The following is a 25,680-nucleotide window of genomic DNA, read 5'->3' as shown; positions in this document are numbered from 1 at the left end:
GATCCGTGCTGAGCGTTCAGGGGCAAGACGTGACCATCTACCTGCCGATCGCAGAATTATCGGTCAACATCTTCGTCATCCTCGGCATGGGCGCTGCGGTCGGATTCCTGTCGGGCATGTTCGGCATCGGCGGCGGCTTTCTCATCACACCGCTTTTGATCTTCTACAACATTCCTCCCGCGGTCGCCGTCGCCACCGGCGCAAACCAGGTTGTCGCGTCGTCCTTTTCCGGCTCGCTCTGGCATTTCAAGCGCGGCTCGCTCGATATCAAGCTTGGGGTCGTGCTGCTGATCGGCGGCATTGCCGGGGCGGGGCTCGGAATCTGGATATTCACGCTTCTGCGGCGGCTAGGTCAGCTCGATCTGATCGTCTCGCTGATGTACGTGCTGTTCTTGTCGGTCGTCGGAGGCCTGATGCTTTGGGAAAGCATCATTTCCCTCCGCCGTGCGGCGCGCAAGGAAACCGTGGCGCTTCGCAAGCCCGGCCAGCACATCTGGGTGCACCGGCTTCCAATGAAGATGCGCTTCAAGAAATCGAAGCTCTATCTCAGCGTCATCCCGGTCATCGCGCTCGGTTTCGCCATCGGCGTTCTTACGTCAGTGATGGGCGTCGGCGGCGGTTTCATCATGGTTCCGGCGATGATCTATCTCCTGCGCATCCCGACCAATGTCGTCATCGGGACGTCGCTGTTCCAGATCATCTTCGTCACGGCCTTCACCACCATCATGCAGGCGACGACCAACTATTCGGTCGATATCGTTCTGGCGTTTCTTCTGATGGTGGCAGGCGTCATCGGTGCGCAATACGGTGTGCGGGTCGGGCAGAAGCTGCGCGGCGAGCAGTTGCGGGCGCTTCTGGCTCTGCTTGTGCTCGCGGTCGGCATGCGTCTCGGCCTCGACCTCTTGCTGCCGCCCGACGAAGTGTATTCGGTGATCCTGGAAGAGGCGGCGTTCTAGATGACGCGGCTCGCAACATTTTTCGGGATCATCTTCTGCTTGTTTGCAGGGCAAGCGCTTGCCCAGCAACGTGAGCCCACCGAACGACTGGACATCGGCGTTTCGACCAACGAGATCGCGATCACCTCCGATTTTACGGGGGCAGACATCACCGTGTTCGGGGCGCTGGACAGTGCCGACCCGTTTTTGCTGGAGCTCGGCGAATACGACATCGTCGTTGCGTTGGTCGGCCCGCAGCGCCAGACGACCGTGTGGCGCAAAGAGCGCGTTCTCGGCATCTGGGTGAACCGTCGCTCGATGGAGTTCGAACCGGTCGCGGCATCCTATTCACTGTCGAGCACTCGCCCGGTGGAGCGGATCACCGATGCGATCGTGCTCGATCGTTATGAAATCGGGTCCAGCAACATCCGGCTGGTCCCGACCGGAGCCATCGGCGACGGCAGCAATATCGCAGTGTTTCGCGATGCGCTCCGACGCCTGAAGCAGACGAGCGGGCTTTATGAAGCCGCACCGCACGGCGTCGATTTCGTCAGTTCGAGCCTGTTTCGCGCATCCATCCGCCTGCCGGCCAACGTGCCGCTCGGCGACCACACGATCCGCGCCTATTTGTTCAAGAGCGGCAATTTCGTGATGGAGCGCGATCTTCCACTGCGCGTCGTGAAAACGGGGCTGGAGCAGTTCATCTATTCCGCGGCCTACGAGGACTCGTTGCTGTACGGCATCGTCTGCGTGGCGCTCGCCATGCTGACCGGCTGGCTCGGCAGCATCATCTTCCGCAAGAACTGAGTCTGACTTGTCGCGTTTCCGAACGGTGAACCGGTATCCACTTCACCTGGAAACGCTCATGCCTATCCGATCAGATTGGCGAAGCGCACCGAATAGAGGCGTTCGCGGCCGAGAAGATGGGCCGACAGCGTCGCGCGGTCGAACAGGCCCTGCATGGCGCGATGGCGCAGGTCGAGCCCGCCGGTGGTCACGCCGAAGGCCGGCATGACCAAGCGGGTGCCGTCGGAGGCGAAGCACGGGCGGCGCACCGCACGACCCCGGCGCACGACGCGCGCGGAGGGATGCAGATGACCGGCGATTTCGCCGCGGCATTCGGCGCGGCGTGCCGTGGGTTCGTGGCGGAAACACAAGCCGTCGACATAAAGCGCATCGGTCGCCTCGCCCGGCAAATTGGCCGGTCGCTCCGGATCGTGGTTGCCGGAAATCCAGAACCATTGCCGACCCGTCATGGCGTGGCGCAGTCGCTCCTCATAGATGGCAGGCATGTGGGCGGCGCCGACGCGGTCATGGAAACTGTCGCCAAGGCTGATCACGGCCTTCGGCTCGTAGCGCCGGATGGCCGCTTCCAAGAGGTCGAGGGTCGCGGCCGTATCGTAGGGCGGCAGCATCATGCCGCGCCGGGCGAAGGCCGCGCCTTTTTCCAGGTGCAGGTCGGACACGATCAAGGTGCCGCTTTTTTCCAGATAGGCCACGCCGAGCGCGTCGCACACGACCTCGACACCCGCGATCTCGATGGCGATCGTGCGGCCCGGCATGTCAGAATCGGCGGAGGAGAGCCGCAAGGCGGCATGGTGGTTCATGGTGGGGTCTGATCGTTCTCGGCTTGTTCGTCACAGACCGATACCCGATTCGCCCATGGCTTCAGCAATCAAATCTTCTGACGCCTCTTCGAGGATGGCGTCATTGGCCTCGCCGGCAACCGATTCCTTGCCGACTTCGAGCATGATCGGCACAGCGAGCGGCGAGATATGCGATAGCCGCTTCAGCACGATGTGCCCCTTGATGCGTGCGAGCATGTCGGACAGGCGCCGGATGTCGAGAAGCCCCGCCGCCGCGTCCGCGTGGGTCGCCTGCAGGAGGATGTGGTCCGGCTCATGGCTGCGCAGAACATCGTAGATAAGGTCGGATGAGACGGTGACCTGACGGCCGGTCTTTTCCTGGCCCGGGTGCCGGCGCTCGATCAGTCCTGAGATCACGGCGCACTGCCTGAAGGTCCGCTTGAGCAGCCAGGATTCCGCAAGCCATGCTTCGAGGTCGTCGCCCAGCATGTCCTCGTCGAAAAGATCGGACAGGGCCGGCCGGCGTTTGTCGAAAAGTTCGCCCATGTCCGACAGTGCCCAGATCGCCAAGGCATAGTCGGTGGCCACGAAACCGAGCGGCTTGGCACGTGCCCGCTCCAGGCGACGCGTCAGGAGCATCCCGAGCGTCTGGTGGGCGAGGCGGCCTTCGAAGGAATAGGCGACCATGTAGTGCCGCCGCCCCCTCGGAAAGGTCTCGATCAGCAGCTCGTCGCGCGACGGCAGGATCGATTTTTCCTTCTGGATCCGCAGCCAGTCGCCGACCTGATCTGGCAGCGCCCCCCATTGGGTGGGGTCGGCCAGCATGGCGCGCACTTGCTCCGCCAGATAGGTCGAGAGCGGAAACTTGCCGCCGGCATAGGTCGGAATCTTCGCGTCGGTGCTGGGTGACAGCGACACGATGCATTCGTTCTCGCGGATACCTTCGAAACGCAGGACGCGGCCGGAGAACAGGAACGTGTCGCCCGAGACCATCGTCTCGAGAAAGTATTCCTCGATCTTCCCGAGCGTCGGGCCGCCCCGCGCTGCCGTCACGCCGGCCTTTCCGCGCTTTACGAGCCGGACGTTGAGCGCCGGGGCCTCCACGATCGTCCCGACATTGAGGCGGTATTGCTGGGCGATGCGGGGATGGGAGACGCGCCACAGACCGTCGGCGGTCAGGCGGATCTTGGCATAGCGATCATAGGTCTTCAGCGCATAGCCGCCGGTCGCGACGAACTCCAGCACCCGGTCGAACGTGTCGCGTCCGACCTCCTGATAGGGCGAGGCGGAGGTGACTTCCGCAAAGAGCTCATCCGCATCGAAGGGTGCCGAGCAGGCCATTCCGAGGATGTGCTGGGCCAGAACGTCGAGTGCGCCCGCACCAATCGGGGGCGTGTCCTGGGCACCGAGATAGTTGGCGTCAAGCGCCGCCTGGCACTCCATCACCTCGAAGCGATTGGCCGGAACGAGGATCGCGCGGCTCGGCTCGTCCATGCGGTGATTGGCACGCCCGATCCGCTGGGCGAGCCGGCTTGCGCCCTTCGGCGCCCCCACATGGATGACGAGATCCACGTCGCCCCAATCGATGCCGAGATCGAGCGTGGAGGTCGCAACGACGGCGCGGAGCGCGTTGTCGGCCATCGCGGCTTCCACGCGCCTTCGCTGGCTGACATCCAGCGAGCCGTGATGCAGGGCGATCGGGAGATTGTCGTCGTTGACGTGCCAGAGCTCGCGGAACAGCATTTCCGCCTGGCTGCGCGTGTTGACGAAGAGCAGGGTCGTCTGATGGTCCTTGATGGCCTTGTAGACATCCGGGATCGCGTAACGGGCCGAATGGCCGGCCCAGGGCACGCGCTCATCCGACTGCAGGATGCTGATCAAGGGCTTCGCACCGCCGCTGACGACGATGCGTTCAGCCAGCCGGCGCTCACCGCCATCCTGCGCCACAAGCCAGCCCTGCAGTTCTTCCGGCTCCGCGACGGTGGCCGAGAGACCGATCGTCACGAGATCTGGGCGCAGGCGCCGAAGCCGCGCAAGGCCGAGTGCCAGGAGATGGCCGCGCTTCGAGGTCACAAGCGAATGCAACTCGTCGAAGATGACGTTCTTCAGGTTGGAAAAGAACCGATCGGCATCCGGCGAGGCGAGGAGAAGCGCCAGCTGCTCCGGGGTCGTCAGCAGAATGTCGGGTGGATTGGTCTTCTGGCGCGTGCGCTTGGTCTGCGAGGTGTCGCCGGTTCGCGTTTCGGTCCGGATCGGCAGTTTCATTTCGTCGACAGGGCGCGACAGGTTCCGTTCGATGTCGACGGCGAGGGCCTTGAGGGGCGAGATGTAGAGCGTGTGGATGCCGCTTTTCGCGGCGCCCGGCTTTGCGGGACCGCGATCGGCAAGATCGGTGAGGCTCGGGAGAAATCCGGCGAGCGTCTTGCCCGCTCCCGTAGGCGCGATGAGGAGAACCGATTTGCCAGATCGGACCGTTGCGAGCAATTCCAGTTGATGGGCGCGGGGCTGCCATCCGCGCGAGGCGAACCAGTCGATGAATTGGGCAGGCAGGGCAAATCCAGGCCCTTCGCCGTTCACCTCGAGTTGTGCTGCCAGTCGCGGGTCATGCTCCATGACCCTTTAAGGTAGGCCCGGCATGGTCGATCGCCAAGGCGCAGACGCTCAGTGCAGCACTTCCGTCGGCGCAATATCGGATGAGACCTCGATCAACGGCAGATCGGCCAGTGTCATGTCCGCTACCGAACGCCGACGCGCAACGATCAGAAGGCCAATGATCGTGTTCGTCCCGTCGCGGCGGATCGGCCCGCGCTCGGTCGCGACGATGTCGAAGCCGTGCCGCTCGAGAAGGGCGCGCAGATACGGTTCGCCGTGCCTGTAACGCAAGGATGGCTGCAATTGCCAGTCGACGTCGGCTGCGCCGTCCTCGACCGAAAAGGAGAAATAGCCGTTGGTCGCAATGATCGCGGCCGCCGTCGCGAAGACCGGCTCCAGATCGCCGAAATACATGAAGACGTCGGCGGCGGTGACGAGATCGGCCTTCAGCGCTTCATTTTCCGGCAGTGGCACGCCACCATCGCTAGGGCCGCTTGCGAGGTCTGCGGTTGCGAGCTGATCATAGACCGCCTTTTCCGCAGCCTTTGCCAGCATGCCCTTCGAGATGTCGTAGCCCTTCAGGAACGAGACGCGGCTGCGCAGGCGTTCGCCGAGAAGCCCGGTTCCGCAGCCGAGATCGACTGCAGTCTTGAAGCGGTCGGGCGCGTTGGCAACGATCAGCGCGGTCAGCTTCTCGGGGATCGAATAGGACAGGCCCTCGACGAGCGCCGCATCGAAGCGTTCGGCGTAGTCGTCGAACAGCCGCTCGACATAGGCGGCCGGGGGCTGGCTCGGCGCCTGTGCCTGGCCCAGCGCCGCGAGCTTCAGCCCGGCGCCGTAGATGTCCGTCGGTGCAAGACGCAGAACCTCGCGGAAGGCATCGCTCGCGGCTTCGAGACGTCCTGACTTTTCTTCAAGCACGCCGAGGGTGAAATGGCCTGCCGGCCATGAAGGCACGAGTTCGAGCGCCTGGCGCATGAGATCGGCAGCGGCCGCGAAGTCGCCGCCATCGGCGAGCATGCGCGCATAATCGGCGCGCCGATCGGCGACGAGATCGCCGGAGGAAAACGACAGTTGTGTCATGATGATCAAGCGCCAAAGGAGGACGGCGCGGGCTATGCGCGCACGGCGATGATTTGGCAAGCGCCTTTTCGCCACACCATGAGCGCCTTATCTAAGCACCATGCGCCCCGATGATCTGCTCAAGCCGCGCCCCGAGGGGCTCTATTGCCCGCCAGGAGATTTCTACATCGATCCGGTGCGCCCTGTGGAGCGCGCGCTGGTCACGCACGGCCATGCCGATCACGCCCGACCGGGCAATCAGAACGTGCTCGCCACCCGGCAGACGCTGGACATCATGGCGATCCGCTACGGCGAAGGCTTTGCGGCAAGCCGGCAGGAAGCGAAAATCGGGGAAACGCTGACGATCAACGGGGTCTCAGTCTCGTTCCATCCCGCCGGCCATGTGTTGGGATCGGCCCAGATCTGCGTCGAAAAGGACGGGCTCCGGATCGTTGCGTCCGGGGATTACAAGCCCCGACCCGACCCGACCTGCGCAGCCTTCGAACCGGTGCTCTGCGATGTCTTCATCACCGAAGCGACCTTCGCGCTGCCGGTGTTCCGGCACCCCGACGACCGCGAGGAGATCGCGAAGCTCCTGAAGTCCGTGCGACAGTTCCCCGAGCGCTCGCATCTCGTCGGCGCCTATGCGCTCGGCAAGGCGCAGCGGGTGATCCGCCTGATCCGCGACGCGGGCTATGATGAAACCATCTACATCCACGGCGCACTGAAGACGCTCTGCGACTATTACGAATCCCAAGGCATTGCGCTCGGATCGCTCGCACCGGCCACCGTCGACAACGGCAAGAAGGGTGATTTCGCCGGGGCGATCGTCGTCGGTCCGCCATCGGCCTTTGCCGATCGCTGGGCGCGGCGCTTTCCCGATCCGGTGTCCTGCTTCGCCTCGGGCTGGATGCGCGTGCGCCAGCGCGCCAAACAACGCGGCGTGGAGCTCCCCATCATACTTTCCGACCACGCCGACTGGGACGAATTGATCGAGACGATCACCGCCATCTCGCCGTCGGAAGTTTGGGTGACGCATGGGCGCGAAGAGGCGCTGGTTCGCTGGTGCGAGTTGAACGGTATTCGCGCTCGCCCGTTACATCTGGTCGGATACGAAGACGAGGCTGAGTGATGATTGGCAGACTTTTAAGAACGAGCGCCGTTCTGCTCACGGCTTGCCTGCAACCGGTGTCGGCGGCTTCGCCGGATGCCTGGGCCGCTTTTGCCGAGACGGTGGAACAGAAGTGCCGGGCGGTGGCCGAGAGCGAGATGGAGATCGAAACCGTTAGGGTCGATCCGTTCGGCAGCGAGACCTACGGTCTGGCGATCGTTTCCGGTCGGGTTGGCGAAGCGGCTGTCGAGCGCATCTGCGTGATGGACAAGCGGAGCGAGGAGGCCGAACTTGGCGGCGAATTGCCGGCGACTGCGGCAACGAGCGCCGCTCTCGGATTTCTGGCGAGCGAGGATCGGGCCGACCTCGACACGATGCGGGCGGCTGCGGACCGGACATTGGCCGAGATCGTATCGAGCGGCGAGCCGCTTGACGCCGGCGCCATGGACGCTGCTGAAAACGCGTTAACGGGACTCAACGACACGTTTTCGGCCATCGCGCTGTCCCCAGGGGCCTATGCGTGCACGGTTTATTGGTACGGTTTCTTGGACCAGGGCGCGCGCCGGGTTGGCGACCATCGCTGCCGGGTCACCGAAGTCGAGATCGGGACAATCGTCGAGAAGATTTCGGGTGAGCGCCTCGCCGCCAATCTCGTGGCAGATGGCGACCGAACGGTCTATGTCGGCCGCACGTTTCTCGAAGGCCAGAGCGAAAACGCTTACGACGCGACCAACCCCGCCAATGCCGGCAATTCCAATTTCGGCAACAAGGTGGGCCTCGCGGCGCAATTGGGCGAAAGCGTCTACCTGATTTCGACGCAGGCGCGCGGAATGCAGCCCAAGGACGATACTTTTTTTGAAATCATCGCCCTGACGCCCGCGCCGTGATCCGATGAAGCGCTTTGCCGAACTTCTCGATCGCTTGCTTCTGACCCCGTCGCGCAACGGCAAGCTCACGCTGCTCGTCGACTATTTCAAGTCGGTGCCGGACCCTGAGCGGGGACTGGCTCTTGCCGCGATCACGCGCGACCTGTCGATCGCCTCGGTGAAGCCGGCGATGCTGCGGGCGCTGGTCGAGGAGCGGATCGATCCGATCCTGTTCGGCTATTCCTATGATTATGTCGGCGATCTGGCCGAGACGATCGCGCTCATCTGGCCGACCGAGGCGAGCGCGCTTGACCGGCGAAACGATGTGCCGACACTTTCGGAAGTGGTGCAGACGCTGGATGCGACGAGCCGGGCGAAGGCTCCGGCCGTGATGGCGGACTGGCTTGATCGCCTCGACGCTTCGGGCCGTTATGCGTTGATCAAGCTGGCGACCGGGGGCTTGCGCATCGGCGTGTCGTCGCGGCTCGCCAAACAGGCGCTCGCGGATTTCGGCAAGGTCGACGTGGTCGAGATCGAGGAACTCTGGCACGGGTTGACGCTGCCTTATCTGGAGCTTTTTGCGTGGCTTGAGGGCCATGCGCCAAAGCCCGAAAGCCTCGCCGCCGCTCCCTTCCGGCCGGTGATGCTTGCCACTGCCATCGAGGATGGGGACCTCGACAAGCTGAACCCTGCCGATTACGCGGCCGAATGGAAGTGGGACGGCATCCGGGTACAGGCGACATCGGAGCGCGGCGTGCGCCGGCTTTATACGCGCACCGGCGACGACATCTCCGGCACATTTCCCGATATTCTCGAGGCGCTCGATTTCGAAGGCGCGATGGACGGCGAACTGCTCGTCGGCCACAGCCCCGACCTGGCAGCGGGCAAGCAGGGCCCGGTCGAAATCGGCACCTTCGGCGACCTGCAGCAGCGATTGAACCGAAAAGCCGTCACCACGAAGACGATGGAAGCCTATCCGGCCTTCATCCGCGCCTACGATCTGATGCAGGACGGCAGCGAAGATCTTCGGGCGGCCCCGTTTCGCGAGCGGCGGGCACGTCTCGAAGCCTTCGTGCTGGGGCTCGATCCCACGCGGTTCGATATTTCGCCGCTCGTCGAATTCACCGAATGGCAGCAGATCGTCGATTTTCGCACCGAGCCCCCGCACCCGATCATCGAAGGGCTTATGCTGAAGCGGTGGGATAGCGCCTATGTTCCGGGCCGCCCCCGCGGGCCCTGGTTCAAATGGAAGCGCGAACCGTTCACCATCGATGCCGTGCTGATGTATGCGCAGCGCGGTCATGGAAAGCGGTCGAGCTTCTATTCCGATTACACGTTCGGTGTCTGGAAGGGCGATACGCCGGAAACCGGCGAGCTCGTGCCTGTCGGCAAGGCCTATTTCGGCTTTACGGACGATGAATTGAAGCTGATCGACAAATTCGTACGCGACAACACGATCGATCGCTACGGGCCGGTGCGCTCGGTGAAAGCGACGCCCGAGGTGGGGCTGGTTCTGGAGATCGCGTTCGAGGGGCTGAACCGCTCCGCTCGGCACAAATCGGGCGTGGCGATGCGCTTTCCGCGCATATCGCGGCTGCGCTGGGACAAGCCGGCGCGCGAGGCCGATCGCCTGGAAACGCTGGAACGCATGCTGGACTGAGGAAGCGCCTTGCCAAAGCCGCAAAGGCTTCATACCTCGCCAGCAGTGGGACGAGCTGACAGCTTTGGAAAGGCACCAATGTCGGGCAGGGTGACACGGTTTTTGGGCGACACGCCGGGGCGGACGCTGGTCAAGCTTCTCGTCGTCTCCTTCATCGTTGGCGTCGTGATGAACGTGATGGGCTGGTATCCGCAGGATATCTACTACTTCATCCGTGATTTCGCGCTCTATCTCTGGGATCTTGGTTTCGATGCCTTCGGCAGCGTCGGCAACTACCTGATCCTCGGCGCTATGGTGGTCATCCCCGTCTTCATCATCCTGCGTATCGTCAGCTACCGGAACTGATCTTTCCATGCAGACCAGACGTTTCGTGCTTCTCGGAAGCGGCGCGACCGGGCTTGCGCTGATTGCAGGGTGCTCGACACTCGGCAACCGCAGTTCGATCCCGGGCCGCGTCGTCACCATGGACGCAATCGAGCGGGTGAATGCCTTTCGTGTTGCCAACGGCCGCACACCGCTGCGCCACGATGCGCGCGCTTCGGAAGCGGCGCTTTCCCACGCCCGGACGATGGCCGAGAACCGCCGGATGGCGCACAATATCGGTGTCGGCGCGGATTTCGTGCAGCGCATGAAGGGGCAGGACGTGGCCCTGCCGGCCGCGGAAAACATCGCGACGGGGCAGGCGAATGTCGATCGCGCGCTGCTCGCCTGGGAAGTCTCGGCAAGCCACCGTGCCAATACGCTCGATCCCCGCTTCACCGGGCTTGGCGTCGCCATGGCGCAGGATACGGAGAATGGCGGAGATCCCTATTGGGCGATGGTTCTGTCTGGCGGCTGAGCGTTTCTACAGCACTCAGTAACTGGCGTTGCCGGACCCTTGGTCGACGATCGGCGTCGCCACCGCGGCGTAGAGGCTCGCATCGGCGTAAAACACGCGGCGCGCATTTTCTTCGAGATGCATGCCGACCGAAAGATTGACGTAGCGATTGACCCCGATCCTCGTGTCGAGCACGCCGTCCGCCGCGCCGTTCAGCATGATCCCGGTGGTCGTTCCATCGGAATTGCCGACGCGGCTCGCATCCTGAAACTTGTTGCCGTCGATCCAGCCGTATTGCGAGGCAGCGTCGCCGACTTCCGCGATCAGGCCGGTCCAGCTCGTATTCGGCTGCTCCACCAGGAGATCGTTGCCCGTCACGATGAAGTCTCGGGCGCGCATGAGGCGCATGCCTGTCCTGAAGGTCTGGAAGTGGCCGTTGGTGATCCAGAAGAGCGGCTTGCCGGCATTGCCGCCGTCCAGCGGGTGTTCGTCCGCCTCGACGAGCACGCCTTCGTCGCAGCCGACGGCGGAGTGCTTGTCGATGGTGATGCCTTCATGGGTCCCGATAAGGTGGACCCCGCAGCCGGCGAAATAGGCCTGGCAATTCTCAATGGTGAAATCGACCGGATGGCTCTCCCCGTCACCCTCGGCAGCGATCGCGCTCCCTTGGCGCTCGCCGGGAACGACGTTGCGGACGCCGTTGTGGATGCAGCCGCGCACCACACCGTGCCGCTGATTGACGAGGCGAATACCGGTGCGAAAGCCGCGATCTTGATCGGTCGCGCTCGTGTGCACGTTGGTGATGTCGAAGGTGCGATAGACCGAGCCGGTTCCGCCGCTCGCCGTCACGGTGAGCGCACCATGCGGCGTCCCGGCAACCCCTGACAGCAGCCCGAAATCGCGCGCAGTCAGCGCGTTGCCGGTCGAAATGCCGATCTCGCCGCAGTCGAAGTGCAGCGCGTCGCCTTCGGCGTGATCGACGATGAAATGGTCGCGGCCAAGGCCCTGCAGCATGCTCGGCTGCTCGGTGAAGCCAGTGCCGAAGACGATCGGTTCAGTTAGCCGGTAGGTGCCGACCAGCGCCACGCCAAACCCCGAATGCAAGGCACGGCGAACGGCATCCGTATCGTCGGCCACGCCGTCGCCCACGGCGCCAAAGTTTTCGGGCGCCGTCCAGCCGGGAAAGGTGGCAGTCTGACGTTCGGGAGCGCGTTGGGCCCAGACGTGTGGCGTGCCGAGCAGCAGAGCTGTCGCCGCGCCGGCGCCTGACCCGAGGAGCGTGCGGCGCGTGAATTGAGTGTCTCCGGTCATAGGGTTATGCCGCTCCTGCAGTCTCAGACGAATTCACGGGCGACGCGAAAGAGTGTCGCGTGGCGTTCGGCGACCGCATCGACATCCTTGCCGTAGCCGCCGCCGATGACGCCGCAGACGGGCACGCCGCGTTGCCGGAAGAAGCCGATCACAGCGCGATCGCGCCGCTTCAGGCCCCCGTCGGTCAAGGACAGCCGGCCGAGCCTGTCGTCGGCGTGGGGATCGACGCCTGCGTTGTAGAACACGATATCGGGTCGTGGTCCAAGAAATGCGCGCGCCAGCGTATCCTCCACGATTTCCAGATAGGCATCGTCGCGGACCTTGTCGGGCAGCGCGACATCCATGTCCGAGGGCACCTTGTCGTTCGGGTAGTTCCGCTCGGCATGGACCGACACCGTGAAAACACGGGGCTCGTCGCGAAAGATGTCGGCAGTTCCGTCGCCCTGGTGCACGTCTAGATCGATCACCATGGCTCGGCGGATCGCTCCTTCTTCGAGAAGCTTCGAGGCCGCGACGCCGACATCGTTGAAGGTGCAGAAGCCGGCGCCATGGGCGCGCCGTGCGTGGTGGCTGCCGCCGGCGGTGTTGCAGGCGAGGCCGGTTTCGAGCGCAATGCGTGCTGCCAGAAGCGTGCCGGACGTTGCGGCCCGCGCACGCCGCGATACGCGCTCGTTGACCGGAAAGCCGATGGCTTTCTCAATGGGTTCGGGCACGGCAACGGCAAAAACCTGCGCCACATAGGCCGGGTCGTGAGCGAGCGCGAAGACCTCCTGCGGTTCGATCCCGGGCACCTCATGGCCCTGTTCGAGGAGGCCATCGCGTCTCAGAATCTCGATCAGCCGGGTGTATTTGCCCATGGGAAAGCGATGGTCGGCAGGAAACCGCGCATCGTAGTCGGGCGTGTGGACGATCGGAAGCACCATCAGAGACCCGATATAGTGGAAGCTGGCTGCAGGTGAAGTGCTGGCGAGCCTTCAATGCGCTTGAGCGGCATAGGCCCGCAGCCGCTTCTCTCTTTCCCTGAAACGATCTAGGGGAGGTGCGACATTCGCTTCGCTCAAGGTCGCTTTCTTGTCGCCCAACCCACCGATTTCCAATGTGTCCGATACCCGGCCGTTCGAGGTGACCAGCCGATCGGTACTCGCGATCGCGCTGCCGATGACGCTTGCTTTCATGACGACGCCGCTGATCGGACTGACCGATACGGCGATCGTCGGCCAGTCGGGAGAGGCCGCGCCGCTTGGCGGCCTTGCGATCGGGGCCATCATCTTTGATTTCGTGTTCGTCAGCTGCAATTTCCTGCGCGCGGCAACCACCGGGCTGGTCGCGCAATCGGCAGGGCGCGGCGATGTCGGCGAGGAACAGACGATCTTTTGGCGCGCGCTGATCCTCGCGCTCGGAATCGGCATCATCTTCGTGCTGCTCGCGCCGTGGATCACCGGCGCGGGGCTGGCCTTCATGGAGCCGAGCGCTGATGTGCGCGCCGCTGCCGAAACCTATATGGCGATCCGGTTTCTCTCGGCCCCGGCGGCGCTCGCGAACTACGCGATCCTGGGATTTGTCCTCGGTCGCGGCGAAGCCAAGATCGGGCTCGGTTTGCAGGTGGTGATCAACGGCGCCAGCATCGCCCTGTCGCTCCATCTCGGCGTGGTGCTGGATTGGGGCATTGCAGGCGTCGCCTGGGGAACGGTTGCGGCCGAATGCATTGGCGCGATTTGTGGCTTTGCGATCATCGTCGGGCGCTTTTCACGTCACGCACGGCCCGGCTGGCTGTCGCTTTTCGATCGGAAGGCGCTCGCTGCGCTGATGGCGCTCAATCGCGACATCATGATCCGTTCGCTGTCGCTTCTCATCGCTTTCGCGCTGTTCACGCGCACCGGAGCCCAATTCGGACCGGTCACGCTGGCAGCCAATGCCGTCCTGCTCAACTTTTTCATGATCGCCGGGTTTTATCTCGATGGCTTGGCGACGGCGTCCGAGCAGATCGTCGGTCGCTCGATCGGCGCGATGCATCGGCCGGCTTTCGACAAAGCCATCCGACTGACGGTGATGTGGGGCTTTGCCCTTTCGGCCATTGCAGCCGCGTTCTTTCTGCTGGCCGGGCCGGCGCTGATCGACATCGTCACCACCGCGTCGGACGTGCGCGAGGCCGCTCGAATCTATCTTCCATGGGCGGCGCTGACCGGGCTTGCCGGCGTGCTGGCATTTCAGATGGACGGTGTCTTCATCGGAGCGACATGGTCGCGCGATATGCGCAACATGATGGTTCTGTCGCTGATTGCTTTCGTCGCGATGGTCTGGTTCGTCGTGCCGTTGGCGGGCAATCACGGGCTTTGGGCCGCGTTCAACCTGTTCCTTGGGCTGCGCGGCATTTCGCTCTATCTGCTGGTGCCAAGGCGCGCATCGGCGACCTTCAGGCGGTGAGCGCGAGATCCGCCCAGGCATCCACTTCGGTATCGCGGTAATCGGCGATGACGGCGACGCCGTCGGCATCGAGGCGTTCCACCAGGCCTTTGGTGATGTCGTGCGCGATCGCCGGGCCGCGATAGATGAGGCCTGTGTAGAGTTGCACCAGATCGGCACCTGCCTTGATCTTCGTCAGGGCCGCTTCTGCAGAATCGACGCCGCCGACGCCGATGAGAACGAGGCTCGTTCCGACACGCCGACGCAGCCGGGCCAGCATGATGGTGGAGCGCTCAAATAGCGGGCGACCGGAAAGACCGCCCGTCTCGCGTGCCTTGTCGCTCTCGGTCAGTCCATCGCGCGACAGGGTCGTGTTGGACACGATGACGCCTTCGATGGCATGGGCCAGCGCCATTTCCGCGACATCGTCGAGCGCGGCTTCGTCCAGATCCGGCGCGATCTTGAGGAACACCGACAGACGCTTGCCCGTGATGCTGGCGGCAGCCTCGCGTGCAGCGGTCACCGATTTCAGCAGTTCGGCCAGGCTTTCGCGCGCCTGCAGGTCGCGCAGGCCGGGTGTGTTCGGTGACGAGACATTGATCGTGAAGTAGTCGGCGACGGTGGCGAAGGTCTTGATGCCGGCGGCGTAGTCGGCGACGCGATCGTCGCTGTCCTTGTTGGCGCCGATGTTCACGCCAACGATGCCGGCCCGCCGCGAGCGCTTCTTGAGCCTGGCTAACGCAGCTTCATGCCCCTGATTGTTGAAGCCGAGCCGGTTGATCACGGCTTCGTCCTCCGGCAGCCGGAAGATGCGGGGCTGCGGATTGCCAGCCTGCGGCTTCGGGGTCACGGTGCCGATCTCGACGAAGCCGAAGCCGAGCTTCAGAAGGGCATTCGGGACTTCCGCATCCTTGTCGAAGCCGGCGGCCATGCCGATCGGGTTCGGAAGGACAAGATTGGCGACGCGGGTCTCGAGCCGCTTGTCGCGCATCGGGGGAGGCGACGGCACCAGGCCTGCCGACAGCGCTTTGATGGCAAGCCCGTGCGCCGTTTCCGGCTGCAACAGGAACAGAAGCTGACGGCCGATATCGGCGGTGAAAGACATCAGGCGTCCAGTACCGGAAAAACGTGGGCGCCGTCGGACCCGAGCGGCAACGGCTTGACCCACAGGACAGCGGACAGTTCCAGCGGCGTGTAGAGATGTGGAAAGAGCTGCCCGCCGCGGGACGGTTCGTAGAGCAACTGATCGCCAAGCTGCGCAGGGTCGATGGCAACGAGCACCAGGTCGTCCTGGCCATGAAAATGCTTGGCTGCCGTCTCGCGTACCTGATCGGCTGTCGAAAAATGGATATAGCCATCGATGAGATCGATCGGCGCACCGACGAATTTGCCGGCCGCTTCAGCTGCTTCCCAAAGCGGGCGCGGCGCGATCTTGTAGATCGGTGCTGTCATGCGGGTCCCTTCGCGTGTAACGATCCGGATATCCTATTTCGGACGCGTTTCAATGGGCATAGTGGCCGAGATTAAGCAATTGGAGGCGACGATGTTGCACAAATTTCCCGCCGCCGCACTGATCGTCGGCGTTTTGGCCGGTCCTGCCGTCGCGCAGGAAGACGGGCGCTACTCGATGGAGCGTACCGAAGACGGGTTCGTGCGCATGGATCGGCAGACCGGCGAGGTCTCCGTCTGCCGCGAGCAGGGAGAGGATCTCGTGTGCCGTCTGGCGGCCGACGATCGTCAGGCCTTTGAGACGGACCTCGACGCATTGTCGGATCGCGTCACGGCGCTGGAGGAGCGGATCGGACAGATGTCCTCGGCCGATTTGCCTCCAGACGAAGAGATCGACCGCGCCATGGGCATCATGGAAAGCTTCATGCGCCGCTTCTTCGGCATGATTCAGGAATTCCAGCAGGAGCTGGGCACCACCGAAGACGGAACCCGCACCTGATCGCTTACCTCGACAAGACCGCGTCGATCCGGCTGTTGATGAAGGTCTCGATCCGAGCGTGACTGGCTTCGGCCAAGCGTGTCTCGAAGCTCTGGAAGACGTGGCATCCGCCCGGAGCGATATCGATCTCGGTCAAGTTGCCGGCAGCCAGCCAGCGGGACGCCATGAACAGCGTGTCGTCGATGAGGAGATCGGCGGTGCCGCAGGAAAACAGCGCAGGCGGCATGTCGGTCAGATCCGCGTAAAGCGGGGACACTGCCGGATCGCGCCGGTCGACCGTCGTCGGCACGAAATGCTCGACGAATTTCTCGACGTCCCTGGTGTTGAGGATAAGCTTGTCGGTTCCCCAGTTGCGCACGCTCGGTGTCAGAGACAGATCGAAGCAACCCGCCGTCAGATTGGCGGCTGCGAACGGCGTCAGACGGTAGCGATCACGCAGCGCGATCAGAACCGCCACGGCGAGATGCGCGCCGGCCGATTCACCGCCGATCACGAGAACGGACCGCTCGAAATCCGCTCCGCCTTCGCCGTTGAGCCACAGGGCAGCCGTCAGGCAATCGTCGATGGCAGCGGGAAAGGGGTGTTCGGGCGCAAGCCGGTAGTCGACCGAGATCGCCGACAAGCCTGTCACTTCGACCAGGCGCCGCAAACGAACGTCGTTCTCGCGCGCCGTTCCCATCACCCATCCACCGCCGTGGAAATGCAGATAGGTGCCGCGCGGGGCCCGCGTCAGCGGATGCATGACGCGCAGTCCGATCGGATTTCCGTCGTCCCCCTCGATCGTCAGTTCGATCGTGTGGCTGTCGGGCGGCGGCAGTGGAAAGGACCCGCGTCCGGCAGCGCGCGCCTTTCTGATCTCCGGCAGGCTGAACGACCAGATGTCGGGCGCCGCGGCCAGCCGCGCCAGGATGCTCTCATTCAGCGCGCGTGTTTCCTCATCGATGCTTTCGGGCGCGAAAATTTCGGGGCCCGGCCAATCCATCGATCTCATCACACACCTCATCCCGCACTGTCGCTCTCGTCGCTCCGCACCATATGGCTGCATTCACGGATGGCAATGGATCGTACGAACGGGGAGAGTCGGAAATGCGGATCATAATTGGATTGTTCGGGCTGGCATTCGGGCTGCTCATCGTCTGGGCGAGCCTCACGGGCGATTTCTGGGCGACGGGCAGCTTTCTCACCTCCGATCCCTGGGGGATCGTCTCACTCGTGGATCTCTATCTGGGCCTCTTTCTTTTCGGTGTGATCATCGCGCTCGTCGAGCGGCGACCGCTGCTCGTTCTTCTTTGGTGCGTGCCGCTTCCATTTCTCGGGAATCTCTGGACCGCCCTCTGGTTCGTGGTGCGTTGGCGCAAAATCCGGGAGTGGGCCGGCCATGCGATTGCGTCCGTTCGTGGACAAGGCCAGAAAGCGCTTTGAACGCAGGGCGTTCGCGTCTAGCATTAGCGTCCAGTGTCGGCGCCCGGGCGGAGGTCTAACCGAAGCGCCGTCGGGAGGGGCATTTGACTTCGAACACGACAATCATCATCGCCGATGACCACCCGCTGTTTCGCGGCGCATTGCGGCAGGCGCTCAATGGATTGGGTGACGCCGTCGAGATCGTCGAGTCTGGCGATTTCGACGCGACGCGGCAGGCGGTTCTCGACAATCCCGATGCCGACATCATGCTGCTCGATCTCGCCATGCCGGGCGTAAGCGGCCTTTCGGGGCTCATATCCCTGCGTGCGGAGTTCGTCAGCCTCCCGGTCGTGATCGTGTCGGCTTCGGACGATGGCGCGACGATCCGGCGCGTGCTCGATCTCGGTGCATCTGGCTTCATCCCGAAATCCGCCAGCATCGAAGACATCCGCGCTGCCGTGCGCGCTGTGCTGGATGGCGAAGTCTGGGTTCCAGCATCGATCGATGTGGCCGAGGAAGCGGACACCGAAGTCCAGGATCTCATCCGCCGCCTGCAAACGCTCACTCCCCAGCAGAGCCGAGTGCTCGGCATGCTGGCCGAAGGCCTGCTGAACAAGCAGATCGCCTACGAACTCAGCGTTTCGGAAGCCACGATCAAGGCCCATGTGTCAGCGGTTTTACAGAAGCTCGGCGTCGACAGCCGCACACAGGCGGTCATCCAGCTGTCGCGCATCGGTATGGGCGGATTGAACGCGCTTCCCGAAAGCGCTTCGACGCACTGACGCGCTATTCCGCCGCCTGACGACGCGAAGCGGCGATCCGGGTCAGGAAGGCACGCAGCGCCGCGGGACGCACCGGCTTGTTCTGGATGGCGATGCCCTCGGCGTCCGCCATGGTCCGCACCTCGACCGTTCGATCTGCGGTGACCATCAGCGCCGGCAAATCGGCCGCGAAATGCTTGCGCAGGCGGATGACCGCCCCGATGCCATCGCCATCATCCAGATGATAATCGACGATCAGCGCTTCTGGCACCGGATGAGTGGGCGAGAGCGCATCGATATCGGCGATCGAATGCAACCCCGAGACTGAGCAGCCCCAACCCGAGAGCAAGGTGATCATGCCTTCGGTGATCCGCTTTTCGTTGTCCAGCACGAGAACGCGCAAGCCACCGAGGCTCGTCATCGGCCGCATGTCTTGGCCACCGATCTTCTCCGCGGTCGCCACGCGGCTGGTCTTCTCAACCGGGACCGTGACACGGAAATCGGTGCCGCGTCCTGACACGGAGCTGAGGCTGACGCGGTGATTGAGCACGCGCGCCATGCGATCGACGATGGAGAGGCCGAGACCGAGGCCGCTGGCGGTGCGTATGCCTTCTTCGAGCCGGGCGAATTCCTTGAAGACGGTGCGGAATTTGGAGGACGGGATGCCGATGCCCGTATCGATCACCTGGATCTCGACGTCTTTGCCCCGGCGACGCGCGCCGACGACGACGCCACCGCTCTTGGTGTATTTGAGTGCGTTCGAGACGAGATTCTGGATCAGGCGGCGCAGCAGGTTGGGGTCGGTTCTCACGACGAGCGACGTCTTCATCACCTTGAAACGCAGATTGCCGGCGGTCGCCACCGGCGCGAAGTCCGTTTCAATGCGACGGAAGAGTTCATCGAGGGCCACGACGGAGAACCGTGGCTTCATCGCTCCGGTATCAAGACGGGAGATATCCAGCACGGCGCCGAGAATCGATTCCACGGAATCGAGTGAGGAATCGATGTTGGTGGCGAGGTCCCGGTTCGCCGTATCGTCGAGGCGTTCGACCAGGGCGGACGAATAGAGCCGGGCGGCATTGAGCGGCTGGAGAATGTCGTGGCCGGCTGCTGCGAGGAAGCGGGTCTTGCCGATGTTGGCCTCTTCTGCAGTTGCTCGTGCTTCCGCCAATTGCTCGTTCACTTGCGTCAGCTCGAAGGTGCGCTCGGCGACGCGCTGCTCCAGCGTTTCGTTGATCTGCTTGAGGGCGATATCGGCCTTCACGCGCTGCGTGATGTCGGCGTAGGTGGTGACGATGCCCTTGTCCGGCATCGGGTTTGACCGGATTTCGATGATGCGGCCGAGGCTTTCGAGCTCGAGCGCGAAGGCCTTGTCCATCACCATGAAGTCGGCCAGCACCTTGTCGGCCTGTTTCGGCTCGATATCGCCGCGCTCCTTCATGATCGCGATGATTTCGCGCAGAGGAAACCCGACCTGTCCGACGGCTTCGGGCAATCCGAGCAGATCGCGAAAGCGCGTGTTCCACACGGTCAGCCGGCTGAGATGGTCGAAGACCGTGATGCCTTGGTCCATCTGGCCGAGCGCCGTCTGCAACAGGTCGCGATTGTATTGCAGCGCTTCCGACGCCTCGTCGAGAAGCCTCGCCGTGGCGGCTGAGGTGTCATCGTGCTTCTGGAACAGCAGAGACAACACCAGGCGCGAGGATGCGGAGCCGATGGCGCTGCCTAGCAGCTGTTCGGCAAACCGCACCAGGCCCATGTCCACCGCCGACTGGGGTTCCAGCCAGCGGCCGGTCGTCGTCTCGTAGGTATGGAAGGAACGTTCCGTGCGCCGCTCGCCCAGATAACGCGCGATGGTGGTCTTCAGATCCTTGACGGTCACCTTGGTGGACCAGCGGCCGGAGGCGGGGTTCGCCAGCGAGCGCTGGGGAATGAAGACGTTCGCCTGCAGCCGCTCGAGCGGCTTGAGATCACGCGACAGGGATCCGGCGACATAGAGCAGGATATTGAGGCCGAGGCTCAAGACGGTTGCGTTCAATAGCGGATCGGCCATGGCCGGCGAAGTGGCGTCCATTCCCGGAAGCAGGAAACTCAGGATCTGGGCCGACAGGACGGTCTGCTCCGGCCCGCCGAGGCTCGGGATGAACAGGAGATAGAACCAGACAAGCGTCCCGCCGATCAGGCCAGCCACGACACCGCGAGCATTCGCGCCGCGCCAGATGAGGCCACCGAAAAGCGCTGGCGCGAGTTGGGCGATCGCGGCGAAGGACAGAAGGCCGATGGACGCCAATCCACCGCTGACATCGGAAGCGCGGAAATAGCAGTAGCCGAGGAACACGGTGAAGAAGATGGCTGTTCGACGGATGCGCAGGATCGTCAGGGAGGCATCGCGGCCGGCGATCGAGCGGCGGAACGAACTCTGGCGCAACAGCACCGGCATGACGATGTCGTTGGAGATCATGATCGAAATCGCGACCGAGGCGACGATGACCATCGCAGTCGCTGCCGAAAACCCGCCGATGAAGGTGATGAGCGTAAGCTCCGGGACATCGAAAGCGAGCGGCAGGGAAAGCAGATACAAATCGACGTCTCCGCCGCCGTCGAAGACGATGAGGCCGGCGAGCGCGACCGGCAACACGAAGAGATTGATGGCGATCAGATAGGCCGGGAACAGGAAGGCTGCGGTCTTCAGTTCGTCGTGGGTGCGGTTTTCCACGACGGTCACATGGAACTGGCGCGGCAGGAGGATGATCGCGAAGGCCGACAGCACGGTCAGCAGGATCCAACGGCCGAGCGAGGTTTCGTAGGCCATGGCTTCGACGGCCTGGGCGTTCATCTGTGCGGCTTCGAACAGCGCCCCGGGGGAATCGAAGATCCAATAGACGACGAAGAGGCCGACCATGGTGAAAGCGATGAGCTTGACGACCGATTCCATGGCGATGGCGAGGATCAGGCCATCCTGGTGCTCGGTCGCGTCCGTATGGCGGGTGCCGAAGATCACGGCGAAGACGGCGAGCATTCCGGCGACGACCAGCGATATTTCGGTGACGAGGAAGGACTCGCGAATGCCGCCGGCGCCATTTGCATTGACGATGGCCGTCACGCTGCTGGAAACGGCCTTGAGCTGCAGGGCGATGTAGGGGACGGCGCTGATAACGGCGATCAAGGCGACGATGCCGGCAACCAGCGGGTTCTTGCCGTAGCGCGCCGCTATAAAATCGGCGATGGAGGTGATCTTTTCCGCCTTGGCGAGGCGCACGATGCGCCGGATGACGGGAAAGCCGATCGTGAACATCAGGATCGGGCCGATATAGATCCCGAGAAATTCAAGGCCGCGCTCCGTTGCGAGCCCCACGGAGCCGAAATAGGTCCAGGACGTGCAGTAGATCGCGAGGCTCAGCGCAAAAATGACGGGCCGGCCGGCAAGCCGCCGCTTGGGGCGCATGCCGATCTTGTCGCCATAGGTCGCAATGGCGAAAAGCAGCAGCATGTAAAACAGCGCCGAACAGAAAATGACCCAGCCGGCGACCATTCAACCTCCCCAATCGCCCTGTCGTCATAGACAGACATACCGTCGATGACTACAAGAAAGCATATCGCGATCCGGACTTCGCGCAAATCATGCGAAAGACGGTGCGCAACTCATACCGCATGCGCGAAACCGTATCGTGGTGCACCATTGCTTGTGATAATTCTGCGCGAGGCCGGTTCCAGCACGCCGGCCTGGTCGAAGGGTTTCCGACCGCCAACGGAGGGTAGTCAATGCTGAACGAGTTCAAGGAGTTTATTGCCCGTGGCAACGTCATGGACCTGGCAGTCGGTGTCATCATCGGCGGAGCCTTCGGTCTGATCGTTTCCTCGGTTGTCGATGATGTCGTCATGCCGCTCGTTGGAGCGGTTCTCGGCTCGGGCGTCGATTTTTCGAACTACTTCATTCCGCTGTCGTCCGACGTCACGGCCAACACGCTGGCAGCCGCCCGCGAGCAGGGCGCGGTTCTCGCATACGGTAACTTCCTCACGGTCTTGATCAATTTCGTCATCCTCGCCTTCATCATCTTCCTGATGGTCAAGGGCGTGAACCGGCTTCGCCGCAAGCAGGAAGACCCGGCGCAAGACATCGCTCCGCCCGCCGATATCCTGCTTCTGACCGAGATCAGGGACCTGCTGAAGAGGTAGGTTCGTCCATCATCGGCATCGATCCGTCGATCAGTGCTTATGACGTGTGCACCGCCTCGAATCGCGATAGGCAATGCCGATCAAGAGGCGGAGCACATTCATGTCCCTTATGGACCATCTGAGCCCGATCGCGCATTCCGTGCCGGAAAGCGGGATTGTCGAAGTCGTCAATCACGGGCGAGGCCGTGAAGGGCTGATTGCGCTTTGGGTCGGCGAGGGGGACCAGCCGACACCGGCGTTCATCTCAGAGGCCGCGTCGGCCTCGCTGACGCGCGGCGAGACGTTCTACACCTGGCAGCGTGGCATCCCCAATCTGCGGCAGGAACTGGCGCGCTACCATGCTCGCCATTTTGGCGCATCTTTCGACGCGAACGAGTTCTACGTCACAGTTTCCGGCATGCAGGCGATCCGCATCGGCCTGGAAGCGATCGTTCCGGCAGGATCAGAGGTGCTCTACCTGTCGCCGGCCTGGCCGAACTTCCCGGCGGCGGTAACCATCAGCGGGTCACAGCCGGTGCCTGTGCTTCTCGAGTTCACCGAGCGGGGCTGGAGCCTCGATATCGGCAAGCTCGAAGCGTCCATCACGCCGCGTACCAAGGCGATCTTCGTCAACTCGCCGTCCAACCCGACCGGCTGGAGCGCGTCGACCGACGATCTCAAGCAGATCCTCGATCTCGCGCGGCGCCACGGCCTGTGGATCATGGCGGACGAAATCTATTCGCGCTTTTACTATGCCGGCGGTCGCGCGCCGTCCTTCTTCGACATCCGGGAAGAAGGCGACCGCATCCTCTTCGTCAATTCCTTCTCCAAAAACTGGGCGATGACCGGCTGGCGAATGGGGTGGATCACGGCGCCACCTGAACTCGGCCAGGTGCTGGAAAACCTCATTCAATACGCGACGTCGGGCGTGCCGCATTTCCTGCAGCAGGGCGCGGCCGCAGCGCTCGAGCATGGCGATGGCTTCGTCGACGAACAGGTCGAGCGAGCGCGCCAGGCGCGTGATCTCTTCTGCGATGCGCTGCTGGCGACCAACCGCGTGCGCCTCGTCAAGCCGGATGGGGCGTTCTACGCGTTCTTCGCCATCGACGGCATCGACGATCCAAGACGGGCTGCGCTCGACATCGTCGACAGCACCGCAGTCGGCCTCGCGCCGGGAACGGCATTCGGCGCCGGTGGCTCGGCCTTTTTCCGCGCCTGCTTCCTGCGACGCCTCGACCATGTGACAGCCGCTGCCGATCGGCTGCAGGCCTTCATCGCCGACCGTTGACGCGTCCCAGGCCTTGGCCTGTTGCAACTGGGCCACAGCGCTGAAAACGTGGAGAAATTGAATTGGATCGTAAAGGTTTGGTTCATAATTTGCGCGATATTGCGCTCATGAAATTTGAGCGACCCACCCCCCAAACCGGGTCGCGTATGGAGCAAAAAATGAAGCACATCATCGCAGTTGCACTCGCCTCGACCGTCATGTCCGCTTCGGCATTTGCCGCCGACGCAATCGTTTACAACGAACCCGCTCCGATCAGCGCCCCGATGGTTGCGCCCGGCTTCGACTGGACCGGCCCTTACATCGGTGTCCAGGCCGGCTACGCCTGGGCAGAGCTCGACACCGGCGTTGCCGACGTCGACGCTGATGGCGTTCTCGGTGGTGTGCACGCTGGTTACAACTATGATCTTGGTGGCTTCGTCGTCGGCGCCGAAGTCGACTATGACTTCGCCAACATCGAAATCGACGGCGGCCTCGGCGAAATCGACGGCGTCGCTCGCGCCAAGCTGCGCGCCGGTGTCGATCTCGGTCGTGCGATGGTTTACGGAACGGGCGGCGCTGCTTACGCCACGTCCGACACGGCTCTCGGTGATCTGAGCGACTTCGGTTGGGCTGCCGGCGCAGGTGTTGATTTTGCTGCGACCGACAGCATCATCGTTGGCGCCGAGTACCTCTACCACGACTTCTCGGACTTCGATAATTCGGGCATCGACGTCACGGTTCACACGCTGAAGGCCAAAGCTTCCTTCAAGTTCTGATCGCTTTCCAGCGAGAGTGCTTCAAAAGGGGTGAGCGAAAGCTTGCCCCTTTTTGCATGTCGAAGATTGAGCGATTAAGCCGGTCGGCTGTCGCTTTGCGTCAGCGCAGGCATCTCAGACCGGCTGTGCTCCGGTCTGTTCGTCGATCGCACCCTTTGCAACCAACGCCTGATAGTTTCGCATCTTGCTGCGGCATTGCGCGATCGCGAAGCGTTTCAGCAGCGTGTTGATGCCGGCGCTGAAGGATTTCAGCTTCAGAAGGCTGTCGTCGCCCCAGCCGTCGACCATGAAGCACTCATAGCCGTTGCCGCGACGTGCGCAGCATATGTTCTGCGGCGTCAGATCGCTGATGACGATGGGCGCGGCAAGCACCTTGCGGAAGAAGTCTTCCACCGCCTGCTCGGCGGCGGGCGTGAAAGTCTTGCGCAGGATCATCTGGCGGACATCGGGTGCGAGCGTACCGTCGTCGTCACGCACAATCCCGACGACGAGCCCCGGGCCGAGGTTGGTTTCCAGCAGCCCGAGGATGGGCGTCAGGAAATCCGGATAACCGCCGCGCGCATAGAGGGCGAACTGTTCGCGCAACTCGTCGATCTGCATGGATTGGGCGCCGGAGCGATAAAAGTAGCGCTTCCAGCCTTGGAACGGTCGCGTCCAGTTTTCCAGGTCCGGCCGTACGATTTTGATGCAGCAGCTTGGATCGCCCGGGTGATGGAATACCCGTCGCTTCGTGCCCTGGCCGATGAGGGGCACATCGGTCAGGTCGAGCACATCGTGATGGCTGCTGGAAAAAATCGCGCTTCACTCCGGTGCGAACAGGCGTCTTGTGCCAAAGGATTGCCCGTCATTGAACTAAAAGGGACATGCGTCAAGGCGGTTACGCCGTGGACGAGCCTGGAATCAGCGGATCTTTCGGGAAATAGATTATCGTTATCTGCACATTACGTTCCGCAACATCCCGTGTCGTGCGCTCTGGGCGGGCAAATTTTCTGCATGGATCGCCTTGCTCAGAAAAGAGCCCGAATACGC

24 protein-coding genes are annotated in these 25,680 nt (G+C 63.1%); 14 read left to right on the top strand and 10 right to left on the bottom strand.

Features of this window, described 5'->3' with window-relative positions:
• Positions 1 to 29: 29 nt before the first annotated feature.
• Complete coding sequence (locus tag GC125_RS19580; protein WP_151987315.1) at positions 30 to 956, top strand: sulfite exporter TauE/SafE family protein; 927 nt, start codon at positions 30 to 32, stop codon at positions 954 to 956.
• Positions 957 to 1,742 carry a TIGR02186 family protein gene (locus tag GC125_RS19575; RefSeq protein ID WP_151987313.1) on the top strand — a complete coding sequence of 262 codons (786 nt, stop codon included), beginning with the start codon at positions 957 to 959 and terminating at the stop codon, positions 1,740 to 1,742. It begins immediately after the preceding gene.
• Positions 1,743 to 1,804: 62 nt separating this feature from the next.
• Here the strand turns inward: GC125_RS19575 and pdeM are convergent, their stop codons facing one another.
• From pdeM to GC125_RS19560, 3 genes are read right to left on the bottom strand one after another with little or no spacing between them, the layout of a single operon-like run.
• Positions 1,805 to 2,542, bottom strand: a complete 738-nt coding sequence (gene pdeM, locus GC125_RS19570) for a ligase-associated DNA damage response endonuclease PdeM (RefSeq protein WP_199864656.1) — start codon at positions 2,540 to 2,542, stop codon at positions 1,805 to 1,807.
• A gap of 30 nt (positions 2,543 to 2,572) precedes the next feature.
• Complete coding sequence (locus tag GC125_RS19565) at positions 2,573 to 5,134, bottom strand: ligase-associated DNA damage response DEXH box helicase (RefSeq protein ID WP_151987311.1); 2,562 nt, start codon at positions 5,132 to 5,134, stop codon at positions 2,573 to 2,575.
• Positions 5,135 to 5,182: 48 nt separating this feature from the next.
• Positions 5,183 to 6,196 carry a class I SAM-dependent DNA methyltransferase gene (locus GC125_RS19560; RefSeq protein WP_151987309.1) on the bottom strand — a complete coding sequence of 338 codons (1,014 nt, stop codon included), beginning with the start codon at positions 6,194 to 6,196 and terminating at the stop codon, positions 5,183 to 5,185.
• A gap of 100 nt (positions 6,197 to 6,296) precedes the next feature.
• Here GC125_RS19560 and GC125_RS19555 point away from each other — a divergent pair, with 100 nt between their 5' ends.
• From GC125_RS19555 to GC125_RS19535, 5 genes are all read left to right on the top strand, one after another.
• Positions 6,297 to 7,307, top strand: a complete 1,011-nt coding sequence (locus GC125_RS19555) for a ligase-associated DNA damage response exonuclease (RefSeq protein ID WP_151987307.1) — start codon at positions 6,297 to 6,299, stop codon at positions 7,305 to 7,307.
• Entirely contained in the window at positions 7,307 to 8,173 is an 867-nt protein-coding gene (locus GC125_RS19550; protein ID WP_151987305.1) for a hypothetical protein, read from the top strand. The genes GC125_RS19555 and GC125_RS19550 overlap by 1 nt, the downstream gene beginning before the upstream one ends.
• A 4-nt stretch (positions 8,174 to 8,177) precedes the next feature.
• Entirely contained in the window at positions 8,178 to 9,812 is a 1,635-nt protein-coding gene (locus tag GC125_RS19545) for a cisplatin damage response ATP-dependent DNA ligase (protein WP_151987303.1), read from the top strand.
• Between the two features lie 78 nt (positions 9,813 to 9,890).
• Complete coding sequence (locus tag GC125_RS19540; protein ID WP_151987301.1) at positions 9,891 to 10,157, top strand: DUF6460 domain-containing protein; 267 nt, start codon at positions 9,891 to 9,893, stop codon at positions 10,155 to 10,157.
• Between the two features lie 7 nt (positions 10,158 to 10,164).
• Positions 10,165 to 10,650, top strand: coding sequence for a CAP domain-containing protein (locus GC125_RS19535; protein WP_151987299.1), 486 nt, complete (start codon positions 10,165 to 10,167; stop codon positions 10,648 to 10,650).
• Positions 10,651 to 10,665: 15 nt separating this feature from the next.
• Here the strand turns inward: GC125_RS19535 and GC125_RS19530 are convergent, their stop codons facing one another.
• A complete protein-coding gene (locus GC125_RS19530; RefSeq protein WP_151987297.1) occupies positions 10,666 to 11,940 on the bottom strand; it encodes a hypothetical protein in 1,275 nt (424 codons plus the stop codon).
• Between the two features lie 23 nt (positions 11,941 to 11,963).
• On the bottom strand, positions 11,964 to 12,863 hold the full coding sequence (locus GC125_RS19525; RefSeq protein ID WP_151987295.1) for a histone deacetylase family protein: 900 nt from the start codon (positions 12,861 to 12,863) through the stop codon (positions 11,964 to 11,966).
• 235 nt (positions 12,864 to 13,098) lie between these two features.
• Between GC125_RS19525 and GC125_RS19520 the strand changes: the two genes are divergently transcribed.
• Positions 13,099 to 14,364 carry an MATE family efflux transporter gene (locus tag GC125_RS19520; RefSeq protein WP_151988101.1) on the top strand — a complete coding sequence of 422 codons (1,266 nt, stop codon included), beginning with the start codon at positions 13,099 to 13,101 and terminating at the stop codon, positions 14,362 to 14,364.
• On the opposite strand, the gene GC125_RS19515 is transcribed toward GC125_RS19520, so the two are convergent.
• The gene (locus GC125_RS19515; RefSeq protein WP_151987293.1) at positions 14,354 to 15,448 is read right to left on the bottom strand and encodes a quinone-dependent dihydroorotate dehydrogenase; all 1,095 of its coding nucleotides are present in this window, start codon (positions 15,446 to 15,448) and stop codon (positions 14,354 to 14,356) included. The two genes, GC125_RS19520 and GC125_RS19515, sit on opposite strands and share 11 nt — an antisense overlap.
• The gene (locus GC125_RS19510; protein ID WP_151987291.1) at positions 15,448 to 15,795 is read right to left on the bottom strand and encodes a DUF952 domain-containing protein; all 348 of its coding nucleotides are present in this window, start codon (positions 15,793 to 15,795) and stop codon (positions 15,448 to 15,450) included. The genes GC125_RS19515 and GC125_RS19510 overlap by 1 nt, the downstream gene beginning before the upstream one ends.
• A gap of 91 nt (positions 15,796 to 15,886) precedes the next feature.
• Here GC125_RS19510 and GC125_RS19505 point away from each other — a divergent pair, with 91 nt between their 5' ends.
• Positions 15,887 to 16,291: a hypothetical protein gene (locus GC125_RS19505; protein WP_151987289.1), complete on the top strand. Its 405-nt coding sequence runs from the start codon at positions 15,887 to 15,889 to the stop codon at positions 16,289 to 16,291.
• A gap of 4 nt (positions 16,292 to 16,295) precedes the next feature.
• Here GC125_RS19505 and GC125_RS19500 read toward each other — a convergent pair whose 3' ends face one another.
• Complete coding sequence (locus GC125_RS19500; protein WP_151987287.1) at positions 16,296 to 17,282, bottom strand: alpha/beta hydrolase; 987 nt, start codon at positions 17,280 to 17,282, stop codon at positions 16,296 to 16,298.
• Between the two features lie 95 nt (positions 17,283 to 17,377).
• Between GC125_RS19500 and GC125_RS19495 the strand changes: the two genes are divergently transcribed.
• On the top strand, positions 17,378 to 17,713 hold the full coding sequence (locus tag GC125_RS19495; RefSeq protein WP_151987285.1) for a hypothetical protein: 336 nt from the start codon (positions 17,378 to 17,380) through the stop codon (positions 17,711 to 17,713).
• Between the two features lie 83 nt (positions 17,714 to 17,796).
• The gene (locus tag GC125_RS19490; protein ID WP_151987283.1) at positions 17,797 to 18,474 is read left to right on the top strand and encodes a response regulator transcription factor; all 678 of its coding nucleotides are present in this window, start codon (positions 17,797 to 17,799) and stop codon (positions 18,472 to 18,474) included.
• A gap of 4 nt (positions 18,475 to 18,478) precedes the next feature.
• Here GC125_RS19490 and GC125_RS19485 read toward each other — a convergent pair whose 3' ends face one another.
• On the bottom strand, positions 18,479 to 21,985 hold the full coding sequence (locus GC125_RS19485; RefSeq protein ID WP_151987281.1) for a PAS domain-containing hybrid sensor histidine kinase/response regulator: 3,507 nt from the start codon (positions 21,983 to 21,985) through the stop codon (positions 18,479 to 18,481).
• A 230-nt stretch (positions 21,986 to 22,215) separates the two neighbouring features.
• On the opposite strand from GC125_RS19485, the gene mscL reads away from it, so the two are divergent.
• From mscL to GC125_RS19470, 3 genes are all read left to right on the top strand, one after another.
• Positions 22,216 to 22,629 (top strand): large conductance mechanosensitive channel protein MscL, encoded by a 414-nt coding sequence (gene mscL / locus GC125_RS19480; protein WP_151987279.1) that lies wholly within the window; start codon positions 22,216 to 22,218, stop codon positions 22,627 to 22,629.
• A 100-nt stretch (positions 22,630 to 22,729) separates the two neighbouring features.
• A complete protein-coding gene (locus GC125_RS19475) occupies positions 22,730 to 23,896 on the top strand; it encodes a pyridoxal phosphate-dependent aminotransferase (protein WP_151987277.1) in 1,167 nt (388 codons plus the stop codon).
• Between the two features lie 158 nt (positions 23,897 to 24,054).
• Positions 24,055 to 24,651: an outer membrane protein gene (locus GC125_RS19470; protein WP_199864655.1), complete on the top strand. Its 597-nt coding sequence runs from the start codon at positions 24,055 to 24,057 to the stop codon at positions 24,649 to 24,651.
• 114 nt (positions 24,652 to 24,765) lie between these two features.
• Here the strand turns inward: GC125_RS19470 and GC125_RS19465 are convergent, their stop codons facing one another.
• On the bottom strand, positions 24,766 to 25,422 hold the full coding sequence (locus GC125_RS19465; RefSeq protein ID WP_199864654.1) for a YrbL family protein: 657 nt from the start codon (positions 25,420 to 25,422) through the stop codon (positions 24,766 to 24,768).
• Positions 25,423 to 25,680: the final 258 nt, after the last annotated feature.

The organism is Rhizobium sp. EC-SD404, assembly GCF_902498825.1.
In the GTDB taxonomy this organism is placed as follows: Bacteria; Pseudomonadota; Alphaproteobacteria; order Rhizobiales; family Rhizobiaceae; genus Georhizobium.
Note: the sequence above shows the minus strand (reverse complement) of the source record. Positions and strands in the feature narration are given on the sequence as shown.

Coding starts and splice junctions, on each gene's coding strand:
- GC125_RS19575 (WP_151987313.1), top strand. CDS start 957: ATGACGCGGCTCGCAACATTTTTCGGGATCATCTTCTGCTTGTTTGCA.
- pdeM (WP_199864656.1), bottom strand. CDS start 2,542: ATGAACCACCATGCCGCCTTGCGGCTCTCCTCCGCCGATTCTGACATG.
- GC125_RS19565 (WP_151987311.1), bottom strand. CDS start 5,134: ATGGAGCATGACCCGCGACTGGCAGCACAACTCGAGGTGAACGGCGAA.
- GC125_RS19560 (WP_151987309.1), bottom strand. CDS start 6,196: ATGACACAACTGTCGTTTTCCTCCGGCGATCTCGTCGCCGATCGGCGC.
- GC125_RS19555 (WP_151987307.1), top strand. CDS start 6,297: ATGCGCCCCGATGATCTGCTCAAGCCGCGCCCCGAGGGGCTCTATTGC.
- GC125_RS19550 (WP_151987305.1), top strand. CDS start 7,307: ATGATTGGCAGACTTTTAAGAACGAGCGCCGTTCTGCTCACGGCTTGC.
- GC125_RS19545 (WP_151987303.1), top strand. CDS start 8,178: ATGAAGCGCTTTGCCGAACTTCTCGATCGCTTGCTTCTGACCCCGTCG.
- GC125_RS19540 (WP_151987301.1), top strand. CDS start 9,891: ATGTCGGGCAGGGTGACACGGTTTTTGGGCGACACGCCGGGGCGGACG.
- GC125_RS19535 (WP_151987299.1), top strand. CDS start 10,165: ATGCAGACCAGACGTTTCGTGCTTCTCGGAAGCGGCGCGACCGGGCTT.
- GC125_RS19530 (WP_151987297.1), bottom strand. CDS start 11,940: ATGACCGGAGACACTCAATTCACGCGCCGCACGCTCCTCGGGTCAGGC.
- GC125_RS19525 (WP_151987295.1), bottom strand. CDS start 12,863: ATGGTGCTTCCGATCGTCCACACGCCCGACTACGATGCGCGGTTTCCT.
- GC125_RS19520 (WP_151988101.1), top strand. CDS start 13,099: ATGACGCTTGCTTTCATGACGACGCCGCTGATCGGACTGACCGATACG.
- GC125_RS19515 (WP_151987293.1), bottom strand. CDS start 15,448: ATGTCTTTCACCGCCGATATCGGCCGTCAGCTTCTGTTCCTGTTGCAG.
- GC125_RS19510 (WP_151987291.1), bottom strand. CDS start 15,795: ATGACAGCACCGATCTACAAGATCGCGCCGCGCCCGCTTTGGGAAGCA.
- GC125_RS19505 (WP_151987289.1), top strand. CDS start 15,887: ATGTTGCACAAATTTCCCGCCGCCGCACTGATCGTCGGCGTTTTGGCC.
- GC125_RS19500 (WP_151987287.1), bottom strand. CDS start 17,282: ATGAGATCGATGGATTGGCCGGGCCCCGAAATTTTCGCGCCCGAAAGC.
- GC125_RS19495 (WP_151987285.1), top strand. CDS start 17,378: ATGCGGATCATAATTGGATTGTTCGGGCTGGCATTCGGGCTGCTCATC.
- GC125_RS19485 (WP_151987281.1), bottom strand. CDS start 21,985: ATGGTCGCCGGCTGGGTCATTTTCTGTTCGGCGCTGTTTTACATGCTG.
- mscL (WP_151987279.1), top strand. CDS start 22,216: ATGCTGAACGAGTTCAAGGAGTTTATTGCCCGTGGCAACGTCATGGAC.
- GC125_RS19475 (WP_151987277.1), top strand. CDS start 22,730: ATGTCCCTTATGGACCATCTGAGCCCGATCGCGCATTCCGTGCCGGAA.
- GC125_RS19470 (WP_199864655.1), top strand. CDS start 24,055: ATGAAGCACATCATCGCAGTTGCACTCGCCTCGACCGTCATGTCCGCT.